Annotated in this window: 17 protein-coding genes; 11 read left to right on the top strand and 6 right to left on the bottom strand. The window is 72.9% G+C overall.

Annotation, left to right across the window (positions count from 1 at the left end; translation table 11 throughout):
- Positions 1-66 precede the first annotated feature (66 nt).
- Genes AF335_RS00495 through AF335_RS34315 form a run of 4 tightly spaced genes read right to left on the bottom strand, consistent with a single transcriptional unit; the run spans position 67 to position 3403 of the window.
- Positions 67-735: a 3-keto-alpha-glucoside-1,2-lyase-like domain-containing protein gene (locus AF335_RS00495; RefSeq protein ID WP_102916263.1), complete on the bottom strand. Its 669-nt coding sequence runs from the start codon at positions 733-735 to the stop codon at positions 67-69.
- Complete coding sequence (gene wecB / locus AF335_RS00490; protein WP_228773049.1) at positions 732-1925, bottom strand: non-hydrolyzing UDP-N-acetylglucosamine 2-epimerase; 1194 nt, start codon at positions 1923-1925, stop codon at positions 732-734. The genes AF335_RS00495 and wecB overlap by 4 nt, the downstream gene beginning before the upstream one ends.
- A 45-nt stretch (positions 1926-1970) precedes the next feature.
- Positions 1971-3242 (bottom strand): glycosyltransferase, encoded by a 1272-nt coding sequence (locus AF335_RS00485; RefSeq protein WP_102916262.1) that lies wholly within the window; start codon positions 3240-3242, stop codon positions 1971-1973.
- Positions 3239-3403 carry a hypothetical protein gene (locus AF335_RS34315; protein ID WP_170127551.1) on the bottom strand — a complete coding sequence of 55 codons (165 nt, stop codon included), beginning with the start codon at positions 3401-3403 and terminating at the stop codon, positions 3239-3241. Before AF335_RS34315 ends, AF335_RS00485 begins: the two co-directional genes overlap by 4 nt.
- 349 nt (positions 3404-3752) lie before the next feature.
- Between AF335_RS34315 and AF335_RS00480 the strand changes: the two genes are divergently transcribed.
- Positions 3753-5588 (top strand): DUF2334 domain-containing protein, encoded by a 1836-nt coding sequence (locus AF335_RS00480; RefSeq protein WP_102916261.1) that lies wholly within the window; start codon positions 3753-3755, stop codon positions 5586-5588.
- 5 nt (positions 5589-5593) lie between these two features.
- Positions 5594-6652 (top strand): glycoside hydrolase family 113, encoded by a 1059-nt coding sequence (locus AF335_RS00475; RefSeq protein WP_221505130.1) that lies wholly within the window; start codon positions 5594-5596, stop codon positions 6650-6652.
- A 91-nt stretch (positions 6653-6743) separates the two neighbouring features.
- Here the strand turns inward: AF335_RS00475 and AF335_RS00470 are convergent, their stop codons facing one another.
- Complete coding sequence (locus AF335_RS00470) at positions 6744-7625, bottom strand: hypothetical protein (RefSeq protein ID WP_102916259.1); 882 nt, start codon at positions 7623-7625, stop codon at positions 6744-6746.
- Between the two features lie 262 nt (positions 7626-7887).
- Between AF335_RS00470 and AF335_RS00465 the strand changes: the two genes are divergently transcribed.
- The 9 genes from AF335_RS00465 (at position 7888) to AF335_RS00425 (ending at position 21719) form a co-directional block, all read left to right on the top strand.
- Positions 7888-8688, top strand: a complete 801-nt coding sequence (locus AF335_RS00465; RefSeq protein WP_102916258.1) for a S1 family peptidase — start codon at positions 7888-7890, stop codon at positions 8686-8688.
- A 255-nt stretch (positions 8689-8943) separates the two neighbouring features.
- A complete protein-coding gene (locus AF335_RS34310) occupies positions 8944-9621 on the top strand; it encodes a hypothetical protein (protein WP_102916257.1) in 678 nt (225 codons plus the stop codon).
- Between the two features lie 191 nt (positions 9622-9812).
- Positions 9813-10490, top strand: a complete 678-nt coding sequence (locus AF335_RS00455) for a response regulator (RefSeq protein WP_102916256.1) — start codon at positions 9813-9815, stop codon at positions 10488-10490.
- Positions 10487-11647 carry a sensor histidine kinase gene (locus AF335_RS00450; protein WP_102916255.1) on the top strand — a complete coding sequence of 387 codons (1161 nt, stop codon included), beginning with the start codon at positions 10487-10489 and terminating at the stop codon, positions 11645-11647. The genes AF335_RS00455 and AF335_RS00450 overlap by 4 nt, the downstream gene beginning before the upstream one ends.
- 347 nt (positions 11648-11994) lie before the next feature.
- Complete coding sequence (locus tag AF335_RS00445; RefSeq protein ID WP_376697800.1) at positions 11995-15087, top strand: endo-alpha-N-acetylgalactosaminidase family protein; 3093 nt, start codon at positions 11995-11997, stop codon at positions 15085-15087.
- 297 nt (positions 15088-15384) lie between these two features.
- Positions 15385-16284: an AraC family transcriptional regulator gene (locus tag AF335_RS00440; RefSeq protein WP_102916254.1), complete on the top strand. Its 900-nt coding sequence runs from the start codon at positions 15385-15387 to the stop codon at positions 16282-16284.
- Positions 16285-16295: 11 nt separating this feature from the next.
- A complete protein-coding gene (locus tag AF335_RS00435; RefSeq protein ID WP_087928554.1) occupies positions 16296-16601 on the top strand; it encodes a chorismate mutase in 306 nt (101 codons plus the stop codon).
- Between the two features lie 237 nt (positions 16602-16838).
- Entirely contained in the window at positions 16839-19745 is a 2907-nt protein-coding gene (gene pepN / locus AF335_RS35275; RefSeq protein ID WP_102916253.1) for an aminopeptidase N, read from the top strand.
- Between the two features lie 306 nt (positions 19746-20051).
- On the top strand, positions 20052-21719 hold the full coding sequence (locus AF335_RS00425; protein ID WP_102916252.1) for an IS1182 family transposase: 1668 nt from the start codon (positions 20052-20054) through the stop codon (positions 21717-21719).
- A gap of 75 nt (positions 21720-21794) precedes the next feature.
- Here AF335_RS00425 and atpF read toward each other — a convergent pair whose 3' ends face one another.
- Positions 21795-22349: a F0F1 ATP synthase subunit B gene (gene atpF, locus AF335_RS00420; RefSeq protein ID WP_102916251.1), complete on the bottom strand. Its 555-nt coding sequence runs from the start codon at positions 22347-22349 to the stop codon at positions 21795-21797.
- Positions 22350-23057 lie beyond the last annotated feature (708 nt).

The raw sequence follows: 23057 nt of genomic DNA, 5'->3' as shown, positions 1-23057 counted from the left end.
CGGAGACGGGCGTCGCGGCACTCCCCGTCCCGGACGGGCCGAGACCCTCGGCCCGTCCGGGACGCGTCAGTCGTCCAGCGGGCGCACCAGCAGATCCCGGAACTCCACCTTCGCGTCCTCCGAGTACACCCCGACCGCCCCCTCCAGGTAGGGGCGCTCGTGGTCCTGGTAGGCCACCAGCCCCTTCCCGTCCACGCTCACCTCCATCCGGGCCCCGCGCTGCGCGATCCGCACCTGCGACCACTCGCCGACCGGGAACCGCCCCGCGCCGGTCGCCAGGAAGCGCTGCCCGCCGCCGTACGCGGGATCCCGCTTGCCCAGCTCCCAGCCGTTGGGCTTCAGGGTGAGGTAGTAGAAGTGCTCGGGGTCGGTGTACGCCCAGACCAGCCAGGGCACCTCCCACGGATTCGGCCGCGGCGTCCGCAGCTGGGCGACCGTCCGTATCCGCGCCTGGAAGTCCACCGCCCCGTACCGCGCGGTGGAGACGATCAGCCCGGCGTGTGTCTCGTCGGCGGCCCGGGCGGGCTTGGGCGAGAGCTCCAGTCCGTCGTGGCGGCCGATGTTCTCGCCGTGCCCGTCGAACACCGACCGCCACGGCCCGTGGACCGATCCCTCGGCCCACGGGCGTGCCGGCTCGCCGTCGTCCCCCCACAGCCCGCTCATCGCGAGGGCGGCGCCCGCCACCACGGCGGCGGCGAGCAGTGCGAGGCCGAGCAGCCGGTGAACTCTCGTCATGCCGTCGAGTATGACCCCGGGCCCTCGGGACGGGAGGCGACCAGCGGGACGACGCCCCGATCGGGTCCGGCGTCCGCGCCGAAGTCCTCCGCGAGCTGGGCCACGATGCGGTCCGTGGCGTGGCCGTCCCCGAAGGGATTGCCCGCCGTCGCCATCCGTTCGTAGGCCACGGGGTCGTCCAGCAGCCCCACGGCCGCCGCCAGGATGTGCTCCGGCTCGGTGCCCACCAGCTGGGCCGCGCCCGCTTCCACCGCCTCGGGGCGCTCGGTGGTCGTACGCAGCACCAGGGCGGGTTTGCCGAGGCTGGGCGCCTCCTCCTGGATGCCGCCGGAGTCGGTCAGCACCAGGTCGCAGGCGGCGAGCGTGGCGGAGAAGTCGACGTAGCCCAGCGGCTCCACGACCCGGATGTGCGGATGCCCGGTCAGCTCGGGCAGCAGGGCCTCCCGGACTGCGGGGCTCTTGTGCAGCGGTACGACCATCTCGACGTCACCGCGGTCGGCCAGCCGTCGCATGGCCTTGCCCATGGCCCGCATGGTGGCGCCCTGGTTCTCCCGCCGGTGCAGGGTGAGCAGCACCCGCCGCAGGCCGGTTTCGAAGTGGTTGTGCCCGGTGCCCTCGGCCAGCACCCAGAGGAGGTTGTCGATGACGGTGTTGCCGGTGGTGAACACCTCCGCGTCCGGCACTCCTTCGGCGGCCAGGTGCGCGGCGGCGCGCGGTGTGGGGGCGAAGTGCCAGCGGGCCAGCCGGCCTATCAGGCGGCGGTTGGCCTCCTCGGGGAAGGGGTTGTCGAGGACCCCGGTGCGCAGCCCGGCCTCGACGTGGGCGATGGGGACGTGCTCGTAGAAGGCGGCGAGGGCGCCGGTCAGCGCGGTCGTGGTGTCGCCCTGCACGAGGACGAGGTCGGGCCGCTCGGCGCGGAACACCTCGCCGAGGCCGTCGACCAGACGTGCCGTCAGCGTCGAGAGCTGCTGGCGGTCGCGCATGACGTCGAGCTGGGTGTGCACGGGCACCTGGAGCATCTCCAGCATCTGCTGGAGCATCTCGCGGTGCTGGCCGGTGGTGACGACGATCGGCTCGAAGAGCGGGGAGGCGGCCATGGCGCGGGCCACGGGCGCCAGCTTGATGGCCTCCGGGCGGGTGCCGAGCACGAGCATGGCGCGTACGGGCACGGTGATGATGTTCGGGGACATGGTTCTCCCTAGGAAGGGCCTGTCTGGTGGGCGGGGCGAGGTGGTTCAGGTGCGCGCGGTCTTCAGCCAGGTCCGCTTGCCGGTGAGCATCCGCCAGAGCCCCCACCAGCCGGCCGCGAACCAGATGTAGCCGTAGAAGACGAAGACGTGCGAGAGCAGGACGGCGCGCAGCAGCCCCAGCCCCCGCTCGCGCCGGGCGTAGACGAAGGCGTAGGCGTACGCGGCGGTGAAGGAGAGCACGTACGGGCCGAGGACCCACAGGGGCGAGATCAGTGGCCGGCCCGCCTGTACGGAGCCGACGGCGGTGCCCCCCAGGGCGACGAGGAAGGACAGCGGCAGCAGCGAGGTGAGCAGGATCAGCACCGGGCTGGAGAGGTGGTAGAGCAGGTCGACGGCGGCCCGGGTGGGCACCTCGCGGAGGATCAGCGGGACCAGTCCGGCCGACTGGAGGTGGCCCTGGAACCAGCGTGACCGCTGGCGCACCAGGCGCCGTACGTCGAGCACGGCCTGCTGGGAGACGGCGGCGGTGGTGCAGTGCTGATTGGTCCAGCCGCCGGCGATCAGGCGGACCCCCAGGTCGAGGTCCTCGGTCAGCGAGTCGCTCCAGGGCCCTGTGGGGGAGGTGCCGTCCTCGCCCATCAGGGTGTCGAGCGCGGCGAGCCGCATGAACTGGCCGTTGCCGCCCATGCCGACGCTGCCGATGTAGCGCCGGGCGCTCTGGAAGATGTCGCCGTAGATGACGAACTCCATGTCCTGGAGCCGGGCCAGCAGGCCCTTGTCACGGTTGTACATCCGCACGCCGATCTGGGTGCCGCCGGTGCGCGGGTCGTCGAAGTAGGGGTCCACCGCCTGGACCACGTGCGGATCGAGCCGGCCGTCGGCGTCGACGACGCAGACGATGACGTCGTGCGGGTCGTGGCCGTCGAGCAGCCCGGACGATCTCAGGTGCCGGATACCGGCGTTGAGGGCCGCGCCCTTGCCGCGCCGGGCGTTCGGAAGGTGCCGCTGGAGCAGGTGGACCCGGCCCGGCGTGGCGCGGGCGGCGGCGCGGGCGAGCTCGGCGGTGCCGTCGTCGGAGGCGTCGTCGATGACGAGCGCCATGAACTCGCCCGCGGGCAGCCCGGTGATCCGGGCCAGGCTCTCCGCGAGGACCCGCTCCTCGTTGAGACAGGCGAGCAGGAAGACATAGAGCCGGGGCCGGCGCGGACCGTGGGTGCGGCGGATCCGGCGCCGGGAGAGCACGAAGAGCGTGGCGTTGTAGCAGCCGGCGATCACGATGATCGAGATGGCGGCCCAGAGCAGGAGTTCGGTGATCAAGTCCGGTCACCGGCGCCGTGCAGACGGAACCACAACTTGATCGACAGCAGGGCTATCGCGGTCGAGACATAGAGCAGAAAGCCCGCACCCGCGACTTCCTGCAGACCCCGGGCAAAAGGAATGCCCGGCAGCACTTCCGGGGCGGCCGTCAGTCCTGCCATGGGCAGGACTGTCCCCAGAGCTGGTTTTCCGTACATGAGTTCCCCCCGATTGCGCCTCTTGAGGCGTGCGCAGGGAAGGTATCAGAGGTCAAGGGTACTACTGTCGGACTTGGTTGGAGTTGTTTGATCGGAATCTCGAATTCAATGGGCATACCGTTTGTTATGCCTGGTCAGGGCCCAATGTTACGGGTGTGATTAATGGTCTGTGCCAAATGCTGTGCAAGGAACTGCGCACTCGGGATCATTGCTGTCTATTGACATGGGTTGTTCGGGGCAAGAAGAATCTGCAAACTGTCGGGCCCTCGATCACCGGGGGTGGCGACAAGCGGTAAAATCAGGGGGAAAAAGAATGCGAAAAGCGAGAGCGAGATACAGGATTTCCTGGATCTCAGCCGTCGTCATGCTCGTCGCCGCCCTTCTCGGCGGTTCCGTACTCACCTCGCCCGGCCAGGCCGCACAAGCGGTGAGCGGCCCCATATCCGGGCGGCTCACCGGGGACCTGCCGGGCCCCGCCGCGCTCTCACCGAAGAGTGCCAAGGACCTCGGCGCCTGGGTCAGGACCCGGCTCGGCTTCGACAAGCTGCGCCGGGCGAAGTCGCTCCTCGTCCAGCCCGCGCCCCGCCCGGGTACCGCCCCGGTCGCCAAGGCGGCCGCCGCCGCCCCGGCCGGCACCTCCGCCCTCGTCCTCTACGACACCGCGGGCCCCTACGGATATCTGGGCGAGCTCTACGCCATGGCCGCCGCCAACCTCGCCGGCCACTTCGGCACCGTCACCGCCAAACCCGTCTCCGCCTACACCGCGGGCCTCGTCGAGCAGTACACCGCCACGGTCTACATCGGCTCCACGTACTACGGCGGCACCCTGCCCGACGCCGTGCCCGCCGCCTTCTACCAGGACGCGCTGGCCACCAGCCGGCCCGTCACCTGGATCGGCGACAACATCTGGAACATGGCCAACGCCGTCGGCACCGGAGCCTTCGGCCAGAAGTACGGCTGGGACCCCACCAACTCGTTCTACGACACGGGCAGCGGCGTGGGGAACATCGACCAGGTCACCTACCGGGGCCAGCAGCTGACCCGGAAGGTCCCCGCGGGCCAGGACGGCGGCGTGCTTCACCCGGCCCTGCTCACCGGCCCCGGCCACCCCCAGGTGACCCAGCTGGCGCAGGCCAAGGACGGCACGACGGGCGCCATCAGCCCCTGGGCGATCCGCTCGGCCAACCTCACCTATCTGGGCGAGATCCCGTTCGCGTACGTCTCCGAGAGCGACCGCGTCATCGTCTTCGAGGACCTCCTCTTCGACGCCCTCGCCCCCGCGACCGCCGAGCGGCACCGGGCCTTCGTCCGCCTGGAGGACATCAGCCCCAAGGCCGACCCGGCCGGACTGCGCACCATCGCCACCTACCTCAAGTCGCAGAACATCCCGTACGGCATCAACGTCATCCCGGTGTACACGGACCCCAAGGGCGCCTATAACAACGGCGTCCCCCAGACTGTCACCCTCGCCCAGGCCCCGGCCGTCGTCGCTGAGATCAAGAACATGCTCGCCAACGGCGCCGTCCTGATGAACCACGGCTACACCCACCAGTACGGCAACACCGACAACCCCTACAACGGCGTCACCGGCGACGACTTCGAGTTCTTCCGCGCCCACATCGACGGCTCGGACAACGTCGTCTACGACGGCCCGGTCGCCGAGGACTCCACCGCCTGGGCGCAGTCCCGCGTCACCGCCGGCCTCGCCGCCTTCGCCGCGGCCGGCCTGCCCAGGCCGACGCTCTGGACGACACCGCACTACGCGGCCTCCGCCGCGGACTACCGTGTCTTCGGCCAGAACTTCTCCGCCCGACTGGAGAGAGCGTTGTACTTCTCCGGCACCCTCGGCGGCACCGCCGACCCCGGCCGCTACATCGGCCAGTTCTTCCCGTACGCGGTGAAGGACGTCTACGGCTCGACCGTGCTGCCCGAGAACATCGGCAACTACGAGCCCGGCGCGTTCAACAACCACCCGCCGAGGCTCCCCGCCGATCTGATCGCCTCCGCCAAGGCCAACCTGGCCGTCCGGGACGGGGTGGCGAGCTTCTTCTACCACCCGTACTACCCGGTGGCACCGCTCCAGCAGACGATCGAGGGCATGCGCGCCCTCGGCTACACCTTCGTCGGCCCCACGGCCCTCACCCAGTGAACGCGATGAAGAGGGCGGTCGCCGCCCTCGCGGCCGCGGCCGCCCTCTTCCTCGCGGGCTGCTCCTCAGGCGGCCCGGCCGAGGACGACGCCAGCCCGTCGCCGACGGGGAAGGGCAAGGTGAGCGACATCCGAGGCATCACGCTCCCCGCCTGGAACGCCGACGACTACAAAAGGCCCGAGGCCGCGACATATCTCCGGCAGATCGCCGCCACCGGCGCCGGCTGGGTGACCTTCACCCCCACCTGGTACCAGGACCGCGTCACCGACCCGGCCATGCGCGTCACCGACGAGACCGCGGCCGACGACAGCCTGCGCCACATCATCGGCCTCGCCCACGAGGCCGGCCTCAAGACCATGATCAAGCCGCATGTCGACCTGGTGAAGGGCGGCGACCGCGCGGAGATCCGCCCCGCCGACCCCGACGCCTGGTTCGGCGCGTACACCCGCTTCCTGACCCACTACGCGCGACTGGCCGCCGCCACCGGCGCCGAGCAGTTCTCCGTGGGCACCGAACTGGCGGGCACCTCACGGGACGGCACCCGCTGGCGCAAGGCCGTCGCCGCCGTCCGCGAGGTCTACCACGGGCCGCTCACCTACGCCGCCAACTACGACGAGTACCGGAACATCCCCTTCTGGGACGCCCTCGACGTCATCGGCATCGATGCCTACTGGCCCCTCGGCGACCGGCCCACCACCGACACCGCGCGGCTGCGCCGGGCCTGGCAGCCCATCACGGACGAGCTGGCGGCCTTCTCGGCCGCCCACCACCGCAAGATCCTCTTCACCGAGGCCGGCTACGTCAGCCAGCGCGGCACCACGACCGCCCCCTTCTCCTGGACCGTCAGCGAGAAGCCCGCCACCGACGAGCAGGCCGCCGCGTACGAGGCGCTGCTGGCCGCCCTGGACGGCAAGGAGTGGTGGGCGGGCGTCTGCTGGTGGATGTGGGACGACTGGCCGGACACGGGGGAGACGGCGAAGCGCCTCGCGTACACCCCGCACGGCAAGCCGGCGGAGAAGGTGCTGCGGAAGTGGTGGGGAAAATCCAGCCCGTCCGGCGATTGAGGACACCGCGCGGTAGCGCGGAAGGGGGCCCGGGGGTGAAACCCCCGGGCACGGGAAGGGGCGGGGTGGGGGAAAAGCCCGGCGCCGGCCGCTACGTATCGCAGTCCAGCACCGTCCGGCACAGCCCGCACCGGGCCCGCACCCGCCCCTGCACCGGCACCCGGATCCGCTGATGGCACGTGGGGCACGGGAAGCTGACCCGCAGCGGATCCCGCCCCTCGAAGGCGTACCCGCCGCCGGGTGAGCCCCGCTCCGCGCGGCGGTCGCGGGCGTAGCGATGGCGGCCCAGCCGGCCGGCCGCGGCCAGCGGCGGCCGCTGCTCGTCGCGCCGGGCGTGCGCCAGCCCCTTGACGTAGGCGTCGTACGCCTGCGGGCTGGTGAACCAGGGGGAGGGGTCCTCCCCGAAGGCCAGTGCCCGCTTGGCGAGGACGTAGCCGAACTCCTCGGGCGTGAGGTAGCCGAGCTTCTGCGTGGTGACCGACGACTCGCGGTAGGCGTCCAGCAGCAGCCAGCCGGAACCCAGGTACGCCGCCGCGGTGTCGGTGAGGATCTCGTTGTCCCTGGTGCCCGGGAAGGCGAGATCGAGCCGGTGCAGATAGACGTGCATGACCTCGTGGGCGAGGGCGGCGCCGATGTCCCGGCGGTGGGTCTTGAAGCGGGAGTTGAGCTCGATGAAGTACTCCGGGCCGGCGGCGAGTTCGACGCTGCCGGCGTGCCGCATCTCCCGGAAGCTGACGATCATCCGGGCGTCCGGCAGCCGCAGGTGCCCGACCATCGCCCCGGCCACCCGCTGCACGCCCAGGTAGGGGTCCTCGTCGTCGGAGAAGGCCACGTCGGAGGGGGGCACGCTCAGGCCGAAGGAGTGCACCGTGTCGTAGGAGAGCCGGCGGTAGAGCGCGGTGATCGCGGCGCGCACCGTCTCCAGGTGCGGGAATCCGTGCGCGATCTCGACGGTTCCGCTGCCCGAGCCCACGCGACCACCCCCTCGGTCCGTCCTGCCCCGGTCTCCACTCTACGAGCACTCTACGGGCGGGACCCCCGGCCGGGCAGGGCGCGCGGCCATCGTGAACGGCGTGCGACGGACCGCCGACGAACACAGAAACTGGCCGAAAAGCAAGGCTTGTCGCACCTTTCGCCCACTCCTCATAATCGCACCGCGCTCCGAAGGCCGTATTCCGATTATCGGATTGACATGAGCCTGACAAAGCGTGCAACCTCCCACGAAAGGAAGCCCGTTGCTCACCTACTTCAAGGCTTTCCGGAGAACCCTCGCCGTCGCGGCCGTCGCCCTCGCCGCCTTCAGCCTCCAGCCCGGCAGCGCCCAGGCCCAGGACCCCACCGCCCGGCCCGGCCCCGGCGTCGTCGGCGGCACCCGCGCCGCGCAGGGCGAGTTCCCATGGATGGTGCGGCTGTCCATGGGCTGCGGCGGCGCCCTCTACACCCAGCAGATCGTCCTGACCGCCGCGCACTGCGTGGACGGCAGCGGACCCAACACCTCGATCACCGCCACCGCCGGCGTCGTCGACCTCCAGTCCAGCCAGGCGATCAAGGTCAAGTCCACCCAGGTCGTCCAGGCCCCCGGCTACACCGGCACCGGCAAGGACTGGGCCCTGATCAAGCTCGCCAAGCCCGTCAACCTGCCCACCCTCAAGATCGCCGACAACACCGCGTACAACAACGGCACCTTCACCGTCGCCGGCTGGGGCGCCGCGACCGAGGGCGGCTCCCAGCAGCGCTACCTGCTGAAGGCCAACGTCCCGTTCGTCGACGACGCCACCTGCCAGAAGGCGTACGGCGGCGCCCTCACCCCCGGCGACGAGATATGCGCCGGCTATCTGGAGCAGGGCGGCGTGGACACCTGCCAGGGCGACTCCGGCGGCCCGATGTTCCGCAAGGACGACGCCGGCGCCTGGATCCAGGTCGGCATCGTCAGCTGGGGCGAGGGCTGCGCCCGGCCCGGGTACCCCGGCGTCTACAGCGAGGTCAGCACCTTCGCCGCCAACATCAGGACCGCCGCCGCGAGCCTGGGCGGCTGACCCCCGCCGGCCCCGTCCCACCGACCCGGACGGACCAGCCCGGCCACCCGGCCCGTACGACCCTCCCGGCCCGCCCGCACGACTCCGGTATGACGTGGGCGGGCCTCCGTCATCCTTTCGGCCGAGACGAGAATGGTCGGACAGTCGAGGTGTGGAGCCCATAAAGGTCCGTAACGTGAGAGGCACGGCCCGATCGACCCGCCGCCCCGGCGGCCGACGGCCGCAGTCCGAGCCGTACGTACGGAAAGGGACCCCGTGTCCGCCAAGCACCGCATCGTCGTCGCCACCGTCCTCACCGCCGCCGCCGGCGCGGTGATCTGGCCGACGGCCGGCGCGGTCGCCGCGGACGCCGCCCACCGGGACGGCCGCCCCGGCGGCCCCGCCACGAGCACCGCGCGGCAGGTCCGCCTCCCCGACGGCAGCGAGGCCCGCCTCACCTCCCACGACGGCCGGACGAGCGCCACCGTCACCACCCGGGACAGCGGCCGGCGCGTCCTCGACGGCGCCCACCCCGCCGCCGACCTCGACCACCTCCACCTGAGGCTCCTCGGCGGCGACACCTCCCGGCCCACCCTGCGCGCCACCCTCGACGGCAGCGCGCGCACCCACGACTACGCGTTCCCCACCGGCACCGCCCCCCGGGCCGCCTCCGGCACCGCGCTCCAGGCCGCGCACCGCACGGACGGCGCGGCCGCCCCCACCCCGGCCGAGGACATCGACCACCGGGACCAGCAGGGCGAGCGCCGCCGCGACACCACGCGGATAGCCTCCAGCAACCCCGTCAAGCGCGCCGTCGAGGCCGGCGAGGCCATCAAGGGCCGGCACGATGTCGGCACCCCCGCCGTCGCCGGCGCCACGGCCCTGGCCCTCGCGGGCGCCGGCGCCTACGGCGTACGCGTCGCACTGCGCCGCCGGGGGCGCGCCGACGCCTGACCCCTGCGGTTGCGGCACCCCGTCACCCCCGGTGACATGAGAGAAAACCGACCACCGCGCGCCCCGGCGCGCCCCGCACACCCGCGTACGACCCGGACGGACGGGCACACCCTCCGTAAGGCGGCGCGGCACCGGCCCGCCCCGAAAGGGCGAGAACCGGTCAGCAGCGGCAAGGACAGGCGAGGAACAGCATGGCGATCACCGTGGTCATCGCGGACGACCAGGAGATGGTCCGCACCGGCTTCCGGATGATCCTGGAGAGCCAGCCCGACATCGAGGTCGTCGCCGACGTCGTGGACGGCGAGGCCGCCCTCGCCGCCGTCGAGGCACACCACCCGGACGTACTGCTCCTCGACATCCGCATGCCCAAGCTGGACGGCCTGGAGGTCACCCGCCGCCTCTCCGGGCTCGCCGCCGCCGACCCCGCCCGCGCCGGGCGCCCCAGGATCGTCATCGTCACCACCTTCGACCTCGACGAATACGTGCACACCGCCCTCCGCAACGGCGCCTCCGGCTTCCTCCTGAAGGACGCCAGCCCCGCCATGCTCGTCGAGGCCGTGCACGCCGCCGCCGTGGGCGACTCCCTCATCTCGCCCGCCATCACCGTCCGGCTGCTCCGCGACATGGCACCCGCCTCCGGCACCACCGCCGGCCGCACCCCGGCCGAACCCCTCACCGACCGGGAGGCCGACGTCGTACGCTGCCTGGCACGCGGCGCCACCAACGCCGAGATCGCCGCCGAGCTGTTCGTCTCCCTCTCCACGGTCAAGACCCACCTGGCCAACGTGCAGACGAAGCTCGACGCCCGGAACCGCGTGGAGATCGCCGCCTGGGCCTGGGAGAGCGGGCTGGCCACGGGCGGCACATGAACAGAGCCGCCGGGTGGGCCGCCCGGCACCCCCGGCTGGCCGTCGTCGCGAAGGCCGCCCTCGGGGTCGTCCTGCTGTGCCTGGTCGCCTTCGAGGGCCGCGCCCTCGCCCGCCAGCCCAGCCAGCCGCACGCGATGGTCCTCGCCGCCGGCGTCGTCGTCTGCCTCTGCGCCGTCCCCTACGGCTGGATCCCGCTGCACGTCCGGGCCGCCGTCGCCGCCGCCGTCTCCCTGACCACCTCCGCCGTCCTCATGACCGGCCCGCACCCCGCCGCCGTCTGGGGCATGGGCGAGGACATCGCCCTCCTCGTCCTGCTCACCGCCGTCCTCCAGCGCTCCCCGTCCCGCGCCGCCGCCACCCTCGGCCCGCTCCTCGGCATCGCCTGCCTCGCCGCACCCATGCGCGACCTCGACCCCGGCCGCTTCACCGCCGTCTTCGGTACCCTCACCGTCGTCGTCACCGCGTACTCGCTGCTGCTGCGCGGCCAGTCCGGCCAGCGGATGCGCGACATGGCGGCCGTACGCACCGCCGAGCGCCTGGAACTCGCCCGTGAACTCCACGACCTCGTCGCGCACCACGTCACGGGCATCGTCGTCCAGGCCCAGGCCGCCCGCTTCACCGCCCTGGACGGGCCCGCCGCCGCGGCCGCCTTCGAACGCATCGAGAGCTCGGCGGGGGAGTCCCTCAGCGCCATGCGCCGCCTGGTCGGCGTACTGCGCGAGGGGGACGCCGAGACCGAGCCGGTCGCCGGTCTCCCCGAGGTACGCGCGCTGACCGAGGCGTTCGCCCGCACCGGCCCGCCGGTCGTCCTCTACATCGAACAGGGCATGGAGCACTGGATCCCCGCCGATGTGGCCGCCGGCGTCCACCGCGTCGTCCGCGAGGCCCTCACCAACATCCGCAAGCACGCCGCCGACGCCACCGCCGTACGCATCGGCCTGCGCGGCGTGCCCGCCGGAGTGGAACTCCGCATCGCCGACGACGGCGGGAACGCGGCGGCGCTGCCCGAGAAGGCGCGCGGCGGCGGCTTCGGCCTCGTCGGCCTCCGGGAGCGGGTCAACGCCATGGGCGGCATCCTCCGGGCGGGCCCGGCGCCCGAGGGCGGCTGGGAGGTGACCGCGCTGTTCCCGACGGAACGGTGCTTCCGGGCCGGGTGAGCCTTGGGGCCTTGGGGCTTTTTTGGGGGCTGTGAGGGCCTTGGGGGCCGTGGCGGGACGGGCCTCGTGCGGGCCCGTACGAGGCCCGTGCTCGCTCCGTACGGACCCGTCCCCGCGCGGGTACGACCCCGGGCCCGGCCTCGTACCCGCGCCGCATCCCCCGGCACCCCCCCACACCCCCAGGCCCCACGCGGCGCGTCCATTAGTCCAAGACCCGCACGCCCTTTGTCCATGGGCTCCCGGCCCCCTCCGTCCCATGGTGACGCTGTGACCCCTGGGTGCGAGGAGGCGGAAACAGCGTGACCGTGGACCGAGCCGACCCCTGTCCCGAGCCTGACCCCGAGCCCATTCCGGAAGACCCGGCCGCCGCCGGACCCGGCCGCCGCGCCCTTGTCGCCGGCGCCGCCCTCGCCGGCCTCGGCGCCGCCCTCAACGCTGGCCTCATGGGCACCACCGCCCACGCCACCGCGCCGGCGGAGGCCGTACTCCGCTCCACCGAACTCGACGTACGCGTCGACACCGCCTTCCCCCGCGTCATCTCCTACACCGACCGCACCACCGGCGCCGTACTCCACGCCCAGGAAGACCCTGTGACCTCGGTGCTCATCGGCGACACCGAGTACACCCCCCGGGTCACCTCCACCGTCCCCGACGGCACCGGCGACCGGGCCGCGTACACCCTCGCCTTCGACGGAGGCACCCGCCTCGACGTCGAGATCCGCGTCACCGGCCCACGCGTCCACTGGCAGATCACCCGCATCGCCGACACCCCCGCCCTACGCGTCGGCACCCTCGCCTTCCCCGGCCTCGCCCTGCTCAGCGTCCGCAGCACCCAGCCCGGCGCCGAGCTCCTCGCCGCCCGCCTCCAGCTCGACAAGGCCAAGAGCGGCGACACCCATCTGCGCCCCGCCCCCGGCACACCCCCCGACCCGGCACCCGTCGGCTGCGCCTACGCCGTCGTCGCCACCGGAGAACTCGCCGCCGCAGTCGAGACCAACAGCGTCCACGACCGGCCCGACGCGAGCAGCGCCTGGGAGAACGGCCGCCTCGGCCGGCAGACCCTCGCCCGCACCGGCTACACCAAGATCCAGCTCACCTGCGGCCCCTGGACCCACCGGGCCGCCACCGCCCCGCTCCACGACACCGAGCCCCTGCCCCACGCGACCGTCATCGTCACCCGCGACCGCAACGGCGACGGCCGGGCCGACTGGCAGGACGCCGCCATCGCCTTCCGCGACATCATGACCGACCCCCTCGGCGCCGACGAACAACACCTCAGAGTCGTCCCCCACATCCCCTTCAACTTCGCGAGCCAGGCCACCAACCCCTTCCTCGCCACCCTCGACGACATCAAGCGCATCGCCCTCGCCACCGACGGACTCCGCCAGTTCACCCTCCTCAAGGGCTACCAGTCCGAAGGCCACGACTCCGCCCACCCCGACTACGGCGGCAACCACAACACCCGCGCCGGCGGCCTCACCGACCTCAACACCCTGCTCCGCGCCGGCAAGCGCTGGAACAGCGACTTCGCCGTGCACGTCAACACCACCGAGTCGTACCCGGTCGCGCACGCCTTCTCCGAGACCCTGGTGGACGAGAACGACCGGCAGTGGGACTGGCTCGACCAGTCGTACCGCATCGACGCCCGCCGTGACCTGGTCTCCGGCGACATCGCCCGCCGCTTCCGGCGGCTGCGCGAGGAGACCGACCCCGCTCTCGACACCCTCTACATCGACGTCTTCCGCGAATCCGGCTGGAACTCCGACCGGCTCCAGCGCGTCCTGCGCGAACAAGGCTGGCGGATCACCACCGAATGGGGCCACGGCCTGGAGAGATCGAGCCTGTGGGCCCACTGGGCCAATGAGACCGACTACGGACCCGACACCTCACGCGGCATCAACTCCCGCCTCATCCGCTTCATCCGCCACCACCAGAAGGACGTCTTCGCCGACAAATGGCCCCTGCTCGGCCACGCGAGACTCGGCACCTTCTCGGGCTGGCAGGGGAAGACCGACTGGCACGCCTTCCACCGCCTGCTGTGGACCGACAACCTCCCCGCCAAATACCTCCAGGCGTTCCCCATCACCACCTGGACCGAGCACACCGTCACCTTCGACGGCCCCACCCGCACCGCCGTCTCCGACGCCGACGGCACCCGCCGCATCACCACGGACGGCCGCGTCGTCTACGAGGCCGGGCGCTACCTCCTGCCCTGGGAGCCCCGCTCCGCCACCGACCCGGCCAAGCTCTACCACTACAACCCCGACGGCGGCCGCACCACCTGGACCCTGCCCCGCGGCTGGTCGGGACGGCGCACCGTCACCCTCCACCGCCTCACCGACCAGGGCCGCGCCGACACCCGCGAACTGCCCGTGCGCGCCGGCCGGGTCACCCTGGACGCCACGGCCGGACAGCCCTACGTCCTCACCCGCGACACCACCCGCCGCCTCGCCGACCCCGCCTGGGGCGAGGGCACCCCGCTGCACGACCCCGGCTTCCACTCCGGCACCCTCGACGGCTGGCAGGTCACCGGCCCCGCCGCCGTCGCCCTCAGCCCCCTCGGCGACAGCGAACTCGTCATCGGCTCCGGCGCGGCGGCCACCGTGAGCCGGCGGCTCGCCCGCCTCGGACCCGGCACCTACGCCGCGTCCGTCCAGGTCGAGGTCGGCGCCACCGCGGGGGAGCGGCGCCGGGCCGGCCTGGAGGTCCGCACCGCCGACGGCGTCACCGCCGCCAACTGGACGGACACCTCCACCGCCGTCAACCACATGGCCGCGGACCGCAAACACGGCACCCGCTTCCAGCGCATGTTCACCTGGTTCACCGTGCCCGAAGGCGGCGGCCCCGCCACCCTGACGCTCACCGCGGCGGCCGGGCGGGCCCGCGTACGCTTCGATGCCCTGCGCGTCGTCCCCGGCCGGCGGTCCGCGCTCGCCGGAGCCCTCCTCCACGAGGACTTCGAACACGTACCCCAGGGCTGGGGCCCCTTCGTCAAGGGCGACGCGGGCGGCACCACGGACCCGCGCACCCACATCGCGCAACGGCACGCGCCCTACACCCAGCGCGGCTGGAACGGCAAGGTCGTCGACGACGTCATCGACGGCAGCCAGTCCCTCAAGTCACGCGGCGAGAACGAGGGCCTCGTCTACCGCACGGTCCCGCACACCGTCCGCTTCCTCCCCGGCCGCCGCTACCGGGTCTCCTTCCGCTACGAGAACGAGACCGCCGGGCAGTACGCCTGGGTGACCGGGACCGATGCCCCCGAGCCTCGCGAACTCGCCCGCACGGAGCTGCCGGAGGCGCATGAACCGGCCACGTACGCGTACGAGTTCACGGCGCCGGGGGACGGGGAGGCGTGGGTGGGGTTGCGGAAGGTGGGGGGTGGGGGGACGGCGGAGTTCGTGCTGGACGGGTTCACGGTGTGGGAGGCGGGGGTGTAAGGGGGCCCCTGCGGGGGCGTTTCCCCAGCCCCGCCCCTTCCCGCTGCATCCGATGCGCGGCTCCGCCGCGCGGCGGGGGCAAGCCCCCGGGCCCCCGTTCCGCGCTGACGCGCGGTGTCCTCAAACGCCGGACGGGCTGAATTTCAGCCTGTCTGGGGGCACCTCCCAGCGGTAGCTGGGGGAGATTGAGGACCGGGGTCCGGGGCGGAGCCCCGATCGGGTGGCCGCGCCATCGACGCCGGGCGCAGGCCACGAGGCCACCTGGCGCCAGGACACGTCCGTGCGAGAGCATCGGACGTGTACCGCACCTGGATGCGCTACTTCACTCCCGCCCCCGTCCACCACGGCCTCGGCCTCGTCTGCCTCGGTGTCGGGCTCCAGCACGGCGCCCTCCCCGCCGTCGGCCCCCGTACCCTCGGCCACCACGTCGCCGTCGTCATCAGCGCCGGCGGCGGCTGGCTGCGCACCCCGGACGGGCGTACCCACACCGTCACCGCCCCCGCGCTCCTCTGGCTCACCCCCGGCGTCCCCCACCACTACGGCGCCGGACCCGGCCGGGGCTGGGACGAGAGCTTCGTCGACTTCACCGGGCCCGCCGTCGCCGCGTACACCGAACTCGGCTGCATAGAACCCCACCGACCCCTCGTCCCCCTCACGGACACCACCGGAGCCCGCGCCGCCGTCCACCGCATCGCCCGCGCCGCCCGGCACGGCAACCCCCTCCTGGAGATCGAGAGCTCCGCGGCCGTGCACGAGCTCCTCGTCGCCCTGCGCCACGCCCGTACCGGCCCCGGCACCCCCGGCCCGCCCGCCGACCCCGTGCTCCAGGCCCTCGCCCGCGACGCCTTCCTGCCGCTCTCCGTCGCCCAGCACGCCGCACGCCACGGCATGACCCCGGCCGAACTGCGCGCCGCCGTGCGCCGGGGCGCCGGATGCAGCCCCAAGGACTACCTCCTCGGCATCCGCCTGGGCCGCGCCAAGGAACTCCTCGCCGCCACCGAGCTGCCCGTCGCCGCCGTCGCCCGCCGCGTCGGCTACGACGACCCCGCCTACTTCAGCCGCCTCTTCACCCGCCGCGTCGGCACCGCGCCCGTCCGCTTCCGCGCCCGCCAGGGCACCGCCGTGCCCGGCGGCTGGAGCCACCGGATCCCCGATCCGGACCACCCACCGGTCATCGGACCTCGCACTTCCGCATAGGCTCGGTGACCATGAGCAACAGTGCCAACGACGAGTCCGTGACGGCCGAGCTGACCCGACTGCGCGACAGCATCGACAACATCGACGCCGCAGTGATCCACATGCTCGCCGAACGCTTCAAATGCACCCAGCAGGTCGGCCACCTCAAGGCCGCGCACAAACTGCCCCCCGCCGACCCCGCCCGAGAGTCCCGCCAGATCGCACGGCTGCGCGAACTCGCGGAGAACGCCAAGCTGGACCCGGCGTTCGCGGAGAAGTTCCTGAACTTCATCATCGCGGAGGTCATCCGCCACCACGAGACGATCGCGCGGGCGTAGGGGGTGGCGGGGGTCGCGCTACCGCGCGGTGCTCTCAATCGCCGGACGGGCTGAAAATCAGCCCGTCCGGCGATTGAGGACCGGGGTCCGGGGCGGAGCCCCGATTCGGGAAGGGGCGGGTAGGGGAAAGCCCCGCGCAGCGGCCCCCCGGCACCCCCCGGCCCCCCAGCGGGCGGCACCCACCCCCGCCCCCGAAACCCCATGGGCCGGCGCCCAGCGATACGGCAGCATGGCCCCATGCCCGTACTGACACGCGAAGAAGCACAGACCCGAGCCCTGCTCCTCGACGTCCACCGCTACACGGTCGACCTCGACCTCACCCGCGGCGACGAGCTCTTCGGCTCCACCACCGTCATCCGCTTCACCGCACGCCAGGCGGGCGACACCTTCGCCGAACTCAGGCCGGCCACCCTGCGCCGCGCCACCCTCGACGGCCGGCCCCTCGACCCCGGCACCCTCGACGACAACCGCCTGCCCCTGCCCGGCCTCACCCCCGGCCCGCACGAACTGCGCGTCGAGGCCGACATGCGCTACTCCCGCACCGGCGAGGGCATGCACCGCTTCACCGACCCCGCCGACGGCGAGACCTACCTCTACACCCAGGCGTTCCTCGAAGACGTCCAGCGCGTCTTCGCCGCCTTCGACCAGCCCGACCTCAAGGCCGTCTTCGACGCCACCGTCACGGCGCCTCCGGCCTGGACCGTCCTCGGCAACGCCGTCGCCGAGCGCGTGGGCGACCCCGCCGAAGGCCGCTGGCGGCTCGCCACCACCAAGCCGCTCAGCACCTACTTCGTCGCCTTCGCCGCGGGCCCCTGGCACTCCGTCCGCACCGAGCACGCGGGCCTGCCCTTCGCCCTGCACTGCCGCCGCTCCCTCGCCGCCCATCTCGACGCGGACGCCGAGGAGATCCTCGACATCACCCGCCGCTGCTTCGACCGCTACCACGAGATCTTCGACGAGCCGTACCCCTTCGACTCCTACGACCAGGCGTTCGTCCCCGAGTTCAACGCCGGCGCCATGGAGAACCCCGGCCTCGTCACCTTCCGCGACGAGTTCGTCTTCCACTCCGCCGTCACCGACACCGAACGCCAGACGCGCGGCGTCGTGATCGCCCACGAGATGGCCCACATGTGGTTCGGCGACCTGGTCACCCTCCGCTGGTGGGACGACATCTGGCTCAACGAGTCCTTCGCCGAGTACATGGGCTACCAGGTCCTCTCCGAGGCCACCCGCTTCTCCGGCACCTGGACCGACTTCGCCGTCGCCCGCAAGGGCTGGGGCTACGACGCCGACCAGCGCCCCTCCACCCACCCCGTCGCCCCCGCGCCCGGCGCCGTCCACGACACCGCCTCCGCACTCCTCAACTTCGACGGCATCTCCTACGCGAAGGGGGCCTCCGCCCTCCGTCAGCTCGTCGCCTGGCTCGGCGAGAAGGACTTCCTCGCCGGCATCAACGAGCACTTCACCCGCCACCGCTTCGGCAACGCCACCCTCGCCGACTTCCTCGACTCCCTCGGCCGCGCCTCCACCCGCGACGTCCACACCTGGGCCGACACCTGGCTGCGCACGAGCGGCGTCGACACGGTCGTCCCGCGCGTCGACGCGCGGGACGGGACGCCGACCACAGCCCCTGAGGCCGCCACGGCCGGCGCGCCGGGGTCCGAGCCCGAGTCCGGTGTCACTCCGGAGGGAGCCCCGGAAGCGGGCCCCGGTACCGCCACGGGCGGCGCGCCGGGCGCCATGGGCACCGCACCGGGCAGGGCTGCCGCAGAGCCCGTACCGGCCGCGACGGAGGCCGCCGGGATCCGGCAACCTGCTGGGGCCGCAGACGCTGCTGGGACCCCGAACCTCGCTGGGGTTCTGGAGCCCGCTGGGGCCTCGGACCCCGCCGGAGCCCTGGAGTCCGCCGGGAGCCTGGAGTCCGCCGGGCCCCTGGACCCCGCCGGGACCCCGGACCCCGCGACCGCGACACCCACCCCGGACCCCGCCCCCACCACCTGGCGCCTCGACCTCCGCCACGACGGCACCCGGCCCCACCACCTGCTCCTCGGCCTCTACGACGCAGCCCCCGGCGACGACCACGCGCTCGTCCTCCGCGACCGCGTCGCCACCGACCTCCCCGCCGGCGGCGGCACCCACACCCTCGACCTCCCCGGGCGGCGGCCCGACCTGCTCCTCCTCAACGACGGCGACCTCACCTACGCCAAGGTCCGGCTCGACACCGCCTCCTGGGACACCGCCCTGCGCGCCCTCTCCGGCCTCCCGGACGCCCTCGGCCGCGCCGTGCTCTGGAACGCCGCCCGCGACATGGTCCGGGACGGCGAGCTCGCCCCCGCCGCCTACCTCGACGCCGCCCGCGCCCACCTCCCGCACGAGACGGACACCGCGATCACCGGGGGAGTCCTCGCCTTCGCCCGCCACCAGATCGCCGACCGCTACGTCTCCCCGGCCGCCCGGCCCGCCGCCCTCGCCCTCCTCGCCGACCTCTGCCACGACGTGCTCGCCCGTACGGAAGGCGGCGGGACCGGAGGCGACCGCCGGGGCATCCGTCTGACCGCCGTCCGCACCCTCGTCGACAGCGGCACCGACCCCGACACCCTCCACGCCTGGCTGCGCGACGGCACCGTCCCCGGCGGGCCCGCCCTCGACCCCGAGCTGCGCTGGCGCGTCCTCACCCGCCTCGCCGTCCTCGGGGCCACCACCCCCGCCGCCATCGACGCCGAGCTCGTCCGCGACCCCAGCGCCACCGGCCGGGAAGGCGCCGCCCGCTGCCACGCCGCCCTGCCCGGCACGGCGGCCAAGGAAGCCGCCTGGGAGGCCATGTACGGCCGCGACGACCTCTCGAACTACCTCTTCACCGCCACCGCCCAGGGCTTCTGGCAGCCCGAGCAGCTCGATCTCGTACGTCCCTACCGCGACCGCTACTACACCGACGCGGTCGCCCTCGCCACCCGCCGCGGCCCGGCCCTCGCCGACCTCGCCGGCCGCCACGGCTTCCCGTACGCCCTCGTCGAGGAGCGCACGCGCGAACTGGGCGAGGAGTGCCTCCGCACGGACGGGCCCACGCCCGCCCTCCGCCGCAAGCTGGCCGACCAGCTGGACGACCTCGACCGCGCGCTGAAGATCAGGGCGGCCCAGGGGTAGCGGGAAACCAGCCCGTCCGGCGATCGGGGACACCGCTCGTCAGCGCGGAAAAGGGGGCCCGGGGGCGCGAAGCCCCCGCGCGGCGGAGCCGCACACCGGATGCGGCGGGAAGGGGCGGGGCAGGGGACAAGCCCCCGCGCGGCGGCACTCCGCACCACCCCGCCGCCCCATCCGTACACACGAAACGGCGAGGCCCCCGGAACCCTCAAGGGACGCTGTTGGTTAATTCAGGGGCTCGCGTGACGTCGGCCTTCAAGACCCGGTTGTGGTCTTGAAGGCCGACGTTGTCGTGTGGGGTGGGTGCGGGTGTCGATGCAGCCGAGCGGGCCGAGCGAGGTTCCGGCGGAGACGGTGCGGGTGGCGCGGGCCGCGTTCCCCAGAGGCAGCCTGGCGATCCGGGTCCGGGACGAGTTGGGGCCGTTGTTCCACGACGAGGAGTTCGCGGACCTGTTCCCGGTGCGGGGGAAGCCGGCCTGGTCACCGGGGCGGTTAGCGCTGGTGCTGGTGTTGCAGTTCGTGGAAGGACTCACCGACCGGCAGGCGGCGGAGGCGGTGCGGGCGAGGATCGACTTCAAATACGCGCTCGGGCTGGAACTGGGTGATCCCGGATTCGACTTCTCGGTGCTGTCGGAGTTCCGGGACCGACTGGTGGAGGCGGACGCCGGACGGCGCGTCCTGGACGGCATCCTCGCTGCGGCCGGGGAGAAAGGGCTGCTTAAGACAGCCGGCCGGGCGAGGACCGACTCCACCCACGTGTGGACGGCGGCCCGGGATGTCAACTGGCTGGAACGGGTCGCGGAGACCTTGCGGTCGGCGTTGAACGCCCTGGCACAGGCCGCCCCGGACTGGCTGGTGCAGGTGGCCGAGCCCGACTGGTTCAAGCACTACGCCACCAGGGCCGAGGATTCCCGGCTCCCCAAGGCCCGCACCGCACGGGAGGAGATGGGGCTACTGGTCGGCCGGGACGGGATGCGGCTGCTCCAGGCCGTCTGGTCCACGCAGGCACCGCAAGAACTGCGGACGCTGCCCCAGGTGGAGCACCTGCGGCAGATGTGGGTGCAGAACTTCCACCAGGTCGAAGGCGAGGTGAGGCGGCGGGACCCAAAAGACCGGCCGCCAGGCGCAACCTGCCTGGTCAACCCTTACGACATTGAGGCACGCAACAGCGTCAAGCGGGACACCACCTGGGCCGGATACAAGGTCCACCTCACCGAGACCTGCGAAGAGGACGCCCCGAACCTGATCACCAACGTGGCCACCACCGACGCAACGGTGCCCGACGTGTCGATGACCGAGCCCGTGCACGCCCGGCTTGCCGAAGCGGGCCGTCTGCCCGGCGAGCACCTGGTCGACGCCGGATACGTCGACGCGCATGCGCTTGTCCACGCCCGCCGCGAGTACAGCATCACGCTCACTGGCCCAGCCGCCCTGGCCGTCAGCCCCCAGACCGCCGCGGGCGGCGGATTCACCGGCGCCGATTTCACCATCGACTGGAAGGACGAGCAGGTCACCTGCCCCGGAGGCAGGACCACGACCCGCTGGAACCCCGACCGCTCACCCGAGGGCACACCCGTGATCCGGGTCCGCTTCAACAAGAGCGACTGCCAGCCCTGCCTGGTCCGCGAGCAGTGCACCACCTCCAGCGCCGGCCGACGCCTGACCCTGCGGCCCCGCGAGGAACACGAAGCCCTCCGCCAGGCCCGCGCCGACCAGGACACCGACACATGGAAGGAGCGCTACAAGACCCGCGCCGGCGTCGAGGGCACCATCTCCCAGGCCGTCCAACGCTGCGGCCTGCGCAGATCCCGCTACCTCGGCCTCGCAAAGACCGCCCTGCAACACCAACTCACCGGCGCCGCGATCAACCTCGCCCGCATCGACGCCCACCTCACCGGCACACCCCGAGCCCGCACCCGCACCAGCCACTTCGCAGCACTTCGCCCCGCCGAGCCAAAGCTCGACGGGGCGAAGTAGTAGGCCCCTGGATTCGCCAACAGCGTCACCTCAAGGTTCCGGGGGCCTCGCCGTACGAACGAACAGCAGCAGGCGTCAGGCCCGCTTCTCACCCGTCACATCGGACGGCTCGGCCGTCCGCAGCTCCTCCAGGAAACGGTCGACCACACCGTTGTCCCGCGCGAAGTCCGTGACCGGCTCGCCGACGACGCGACCGGCCAGCTCCGTGGCGAGCACGCCGACCTGCTCACGCAGCTCGGCCTCCGCCACCGCGCGCTCGGCGTCGATCACGGCGTGGCCCGCGGCGATGATCTCCTCGCGCTGGCGCTGACCCTCGGCGCGCAGCTCGGCGATGATCGCCGTGCCCTGCTCGACCGACTCCTGGCGCAGGCGCGCGGCCTCGTGGCGGGCCTCCGCCAGCAGCTCCTGGTACTCGGCGTGGACGCGGGCCGCCTCGGCACGCGTCGCCTCCGCCTCGTCGAAGCGCCCCTCCGTGGCGTTCTCGCGCTCGACGAGGACCTTGTTGATCCGGGGCAGCAGGACCTTCGCCATCACGGCGAAGAGCAGGAAGAAGAGGACGGCGGCGAGGACGAGCGGCGCCGGCTCGGGCTTGAGCGGCCCTACGTCGAGAGCGAGAAAGTTCATGGCCATGGGTGCAGATTAGTCGACGCGGCGCGCTGAGTCGCCCCGCACCCCTTTAGCAGACCCGCTGCACGGCCGCCGCAGGGCGGTCCCCCCATCGAGCGAAACCCTTCCCGGCCCAGGTCACCGAACGTGCGGCGCCGGTAACTTGGTGCAATTGGCGCTCACCAGAGCCCACGTGGACCGTGCCGCATCCGCCCAGCGCACCTCGCGAGTCAACCCAAAAGGGGCATCTCCTTGTCCAGGCCCGACACCGCCGCCCCCACCGACGGTGACATCCCCGTTGACGTCCCCGGTGCCACCTGTGCCACCTGTGCCGCCTCCGGCGACGGCACGCCACTCCCCGGGTGCCTCCACGGTCCGGCCGTGACCGCCGACACCTACGGCCGACACCGCGCCCGCAGCCGCCCCCAAGCCTCCGGCGTGCCTGCACCGGCCCTCGGTACGCCTGCACCGGCCTCCGGTGCACCCGCACCGGCCTCCTCCGGGCTCCGGGCCGGCGGCACCCTCGAAGCTCCCGGCATGCCCGTACCGGCCCTCGGCGCGCCTGCACCGGCTTCCGGCGTACCTGCACCGGCCCTCGGTACGCCCGCACCGGCTTCCGGCGTGCCCGCACCGGTCTCCGGCGTGCCCGTACCGGCCTCCTCCGGCCCCCGGACCGACCGCACCCCCCTCGAAGCCCCCGGCGCCCCCGTACGAGCCCGCCGCACCCCGGCC

It is taken from the genome of Streptomyces eurocidicus (assembly GCF_002891295.1).
In the GTDB taxonomy this organism is placed as follows: Bacteria; Actinomycetota; Actinomycetes; order Streptomycetales; family Streptomycetaceae; genus Streptomyces; species Streptomyces eurocidicus.
The sequence above is the reverse complement of the archived record's forward strand: the minus strand, read 5'-3'. Positions and strand labels throughout refer to the sequence as shown.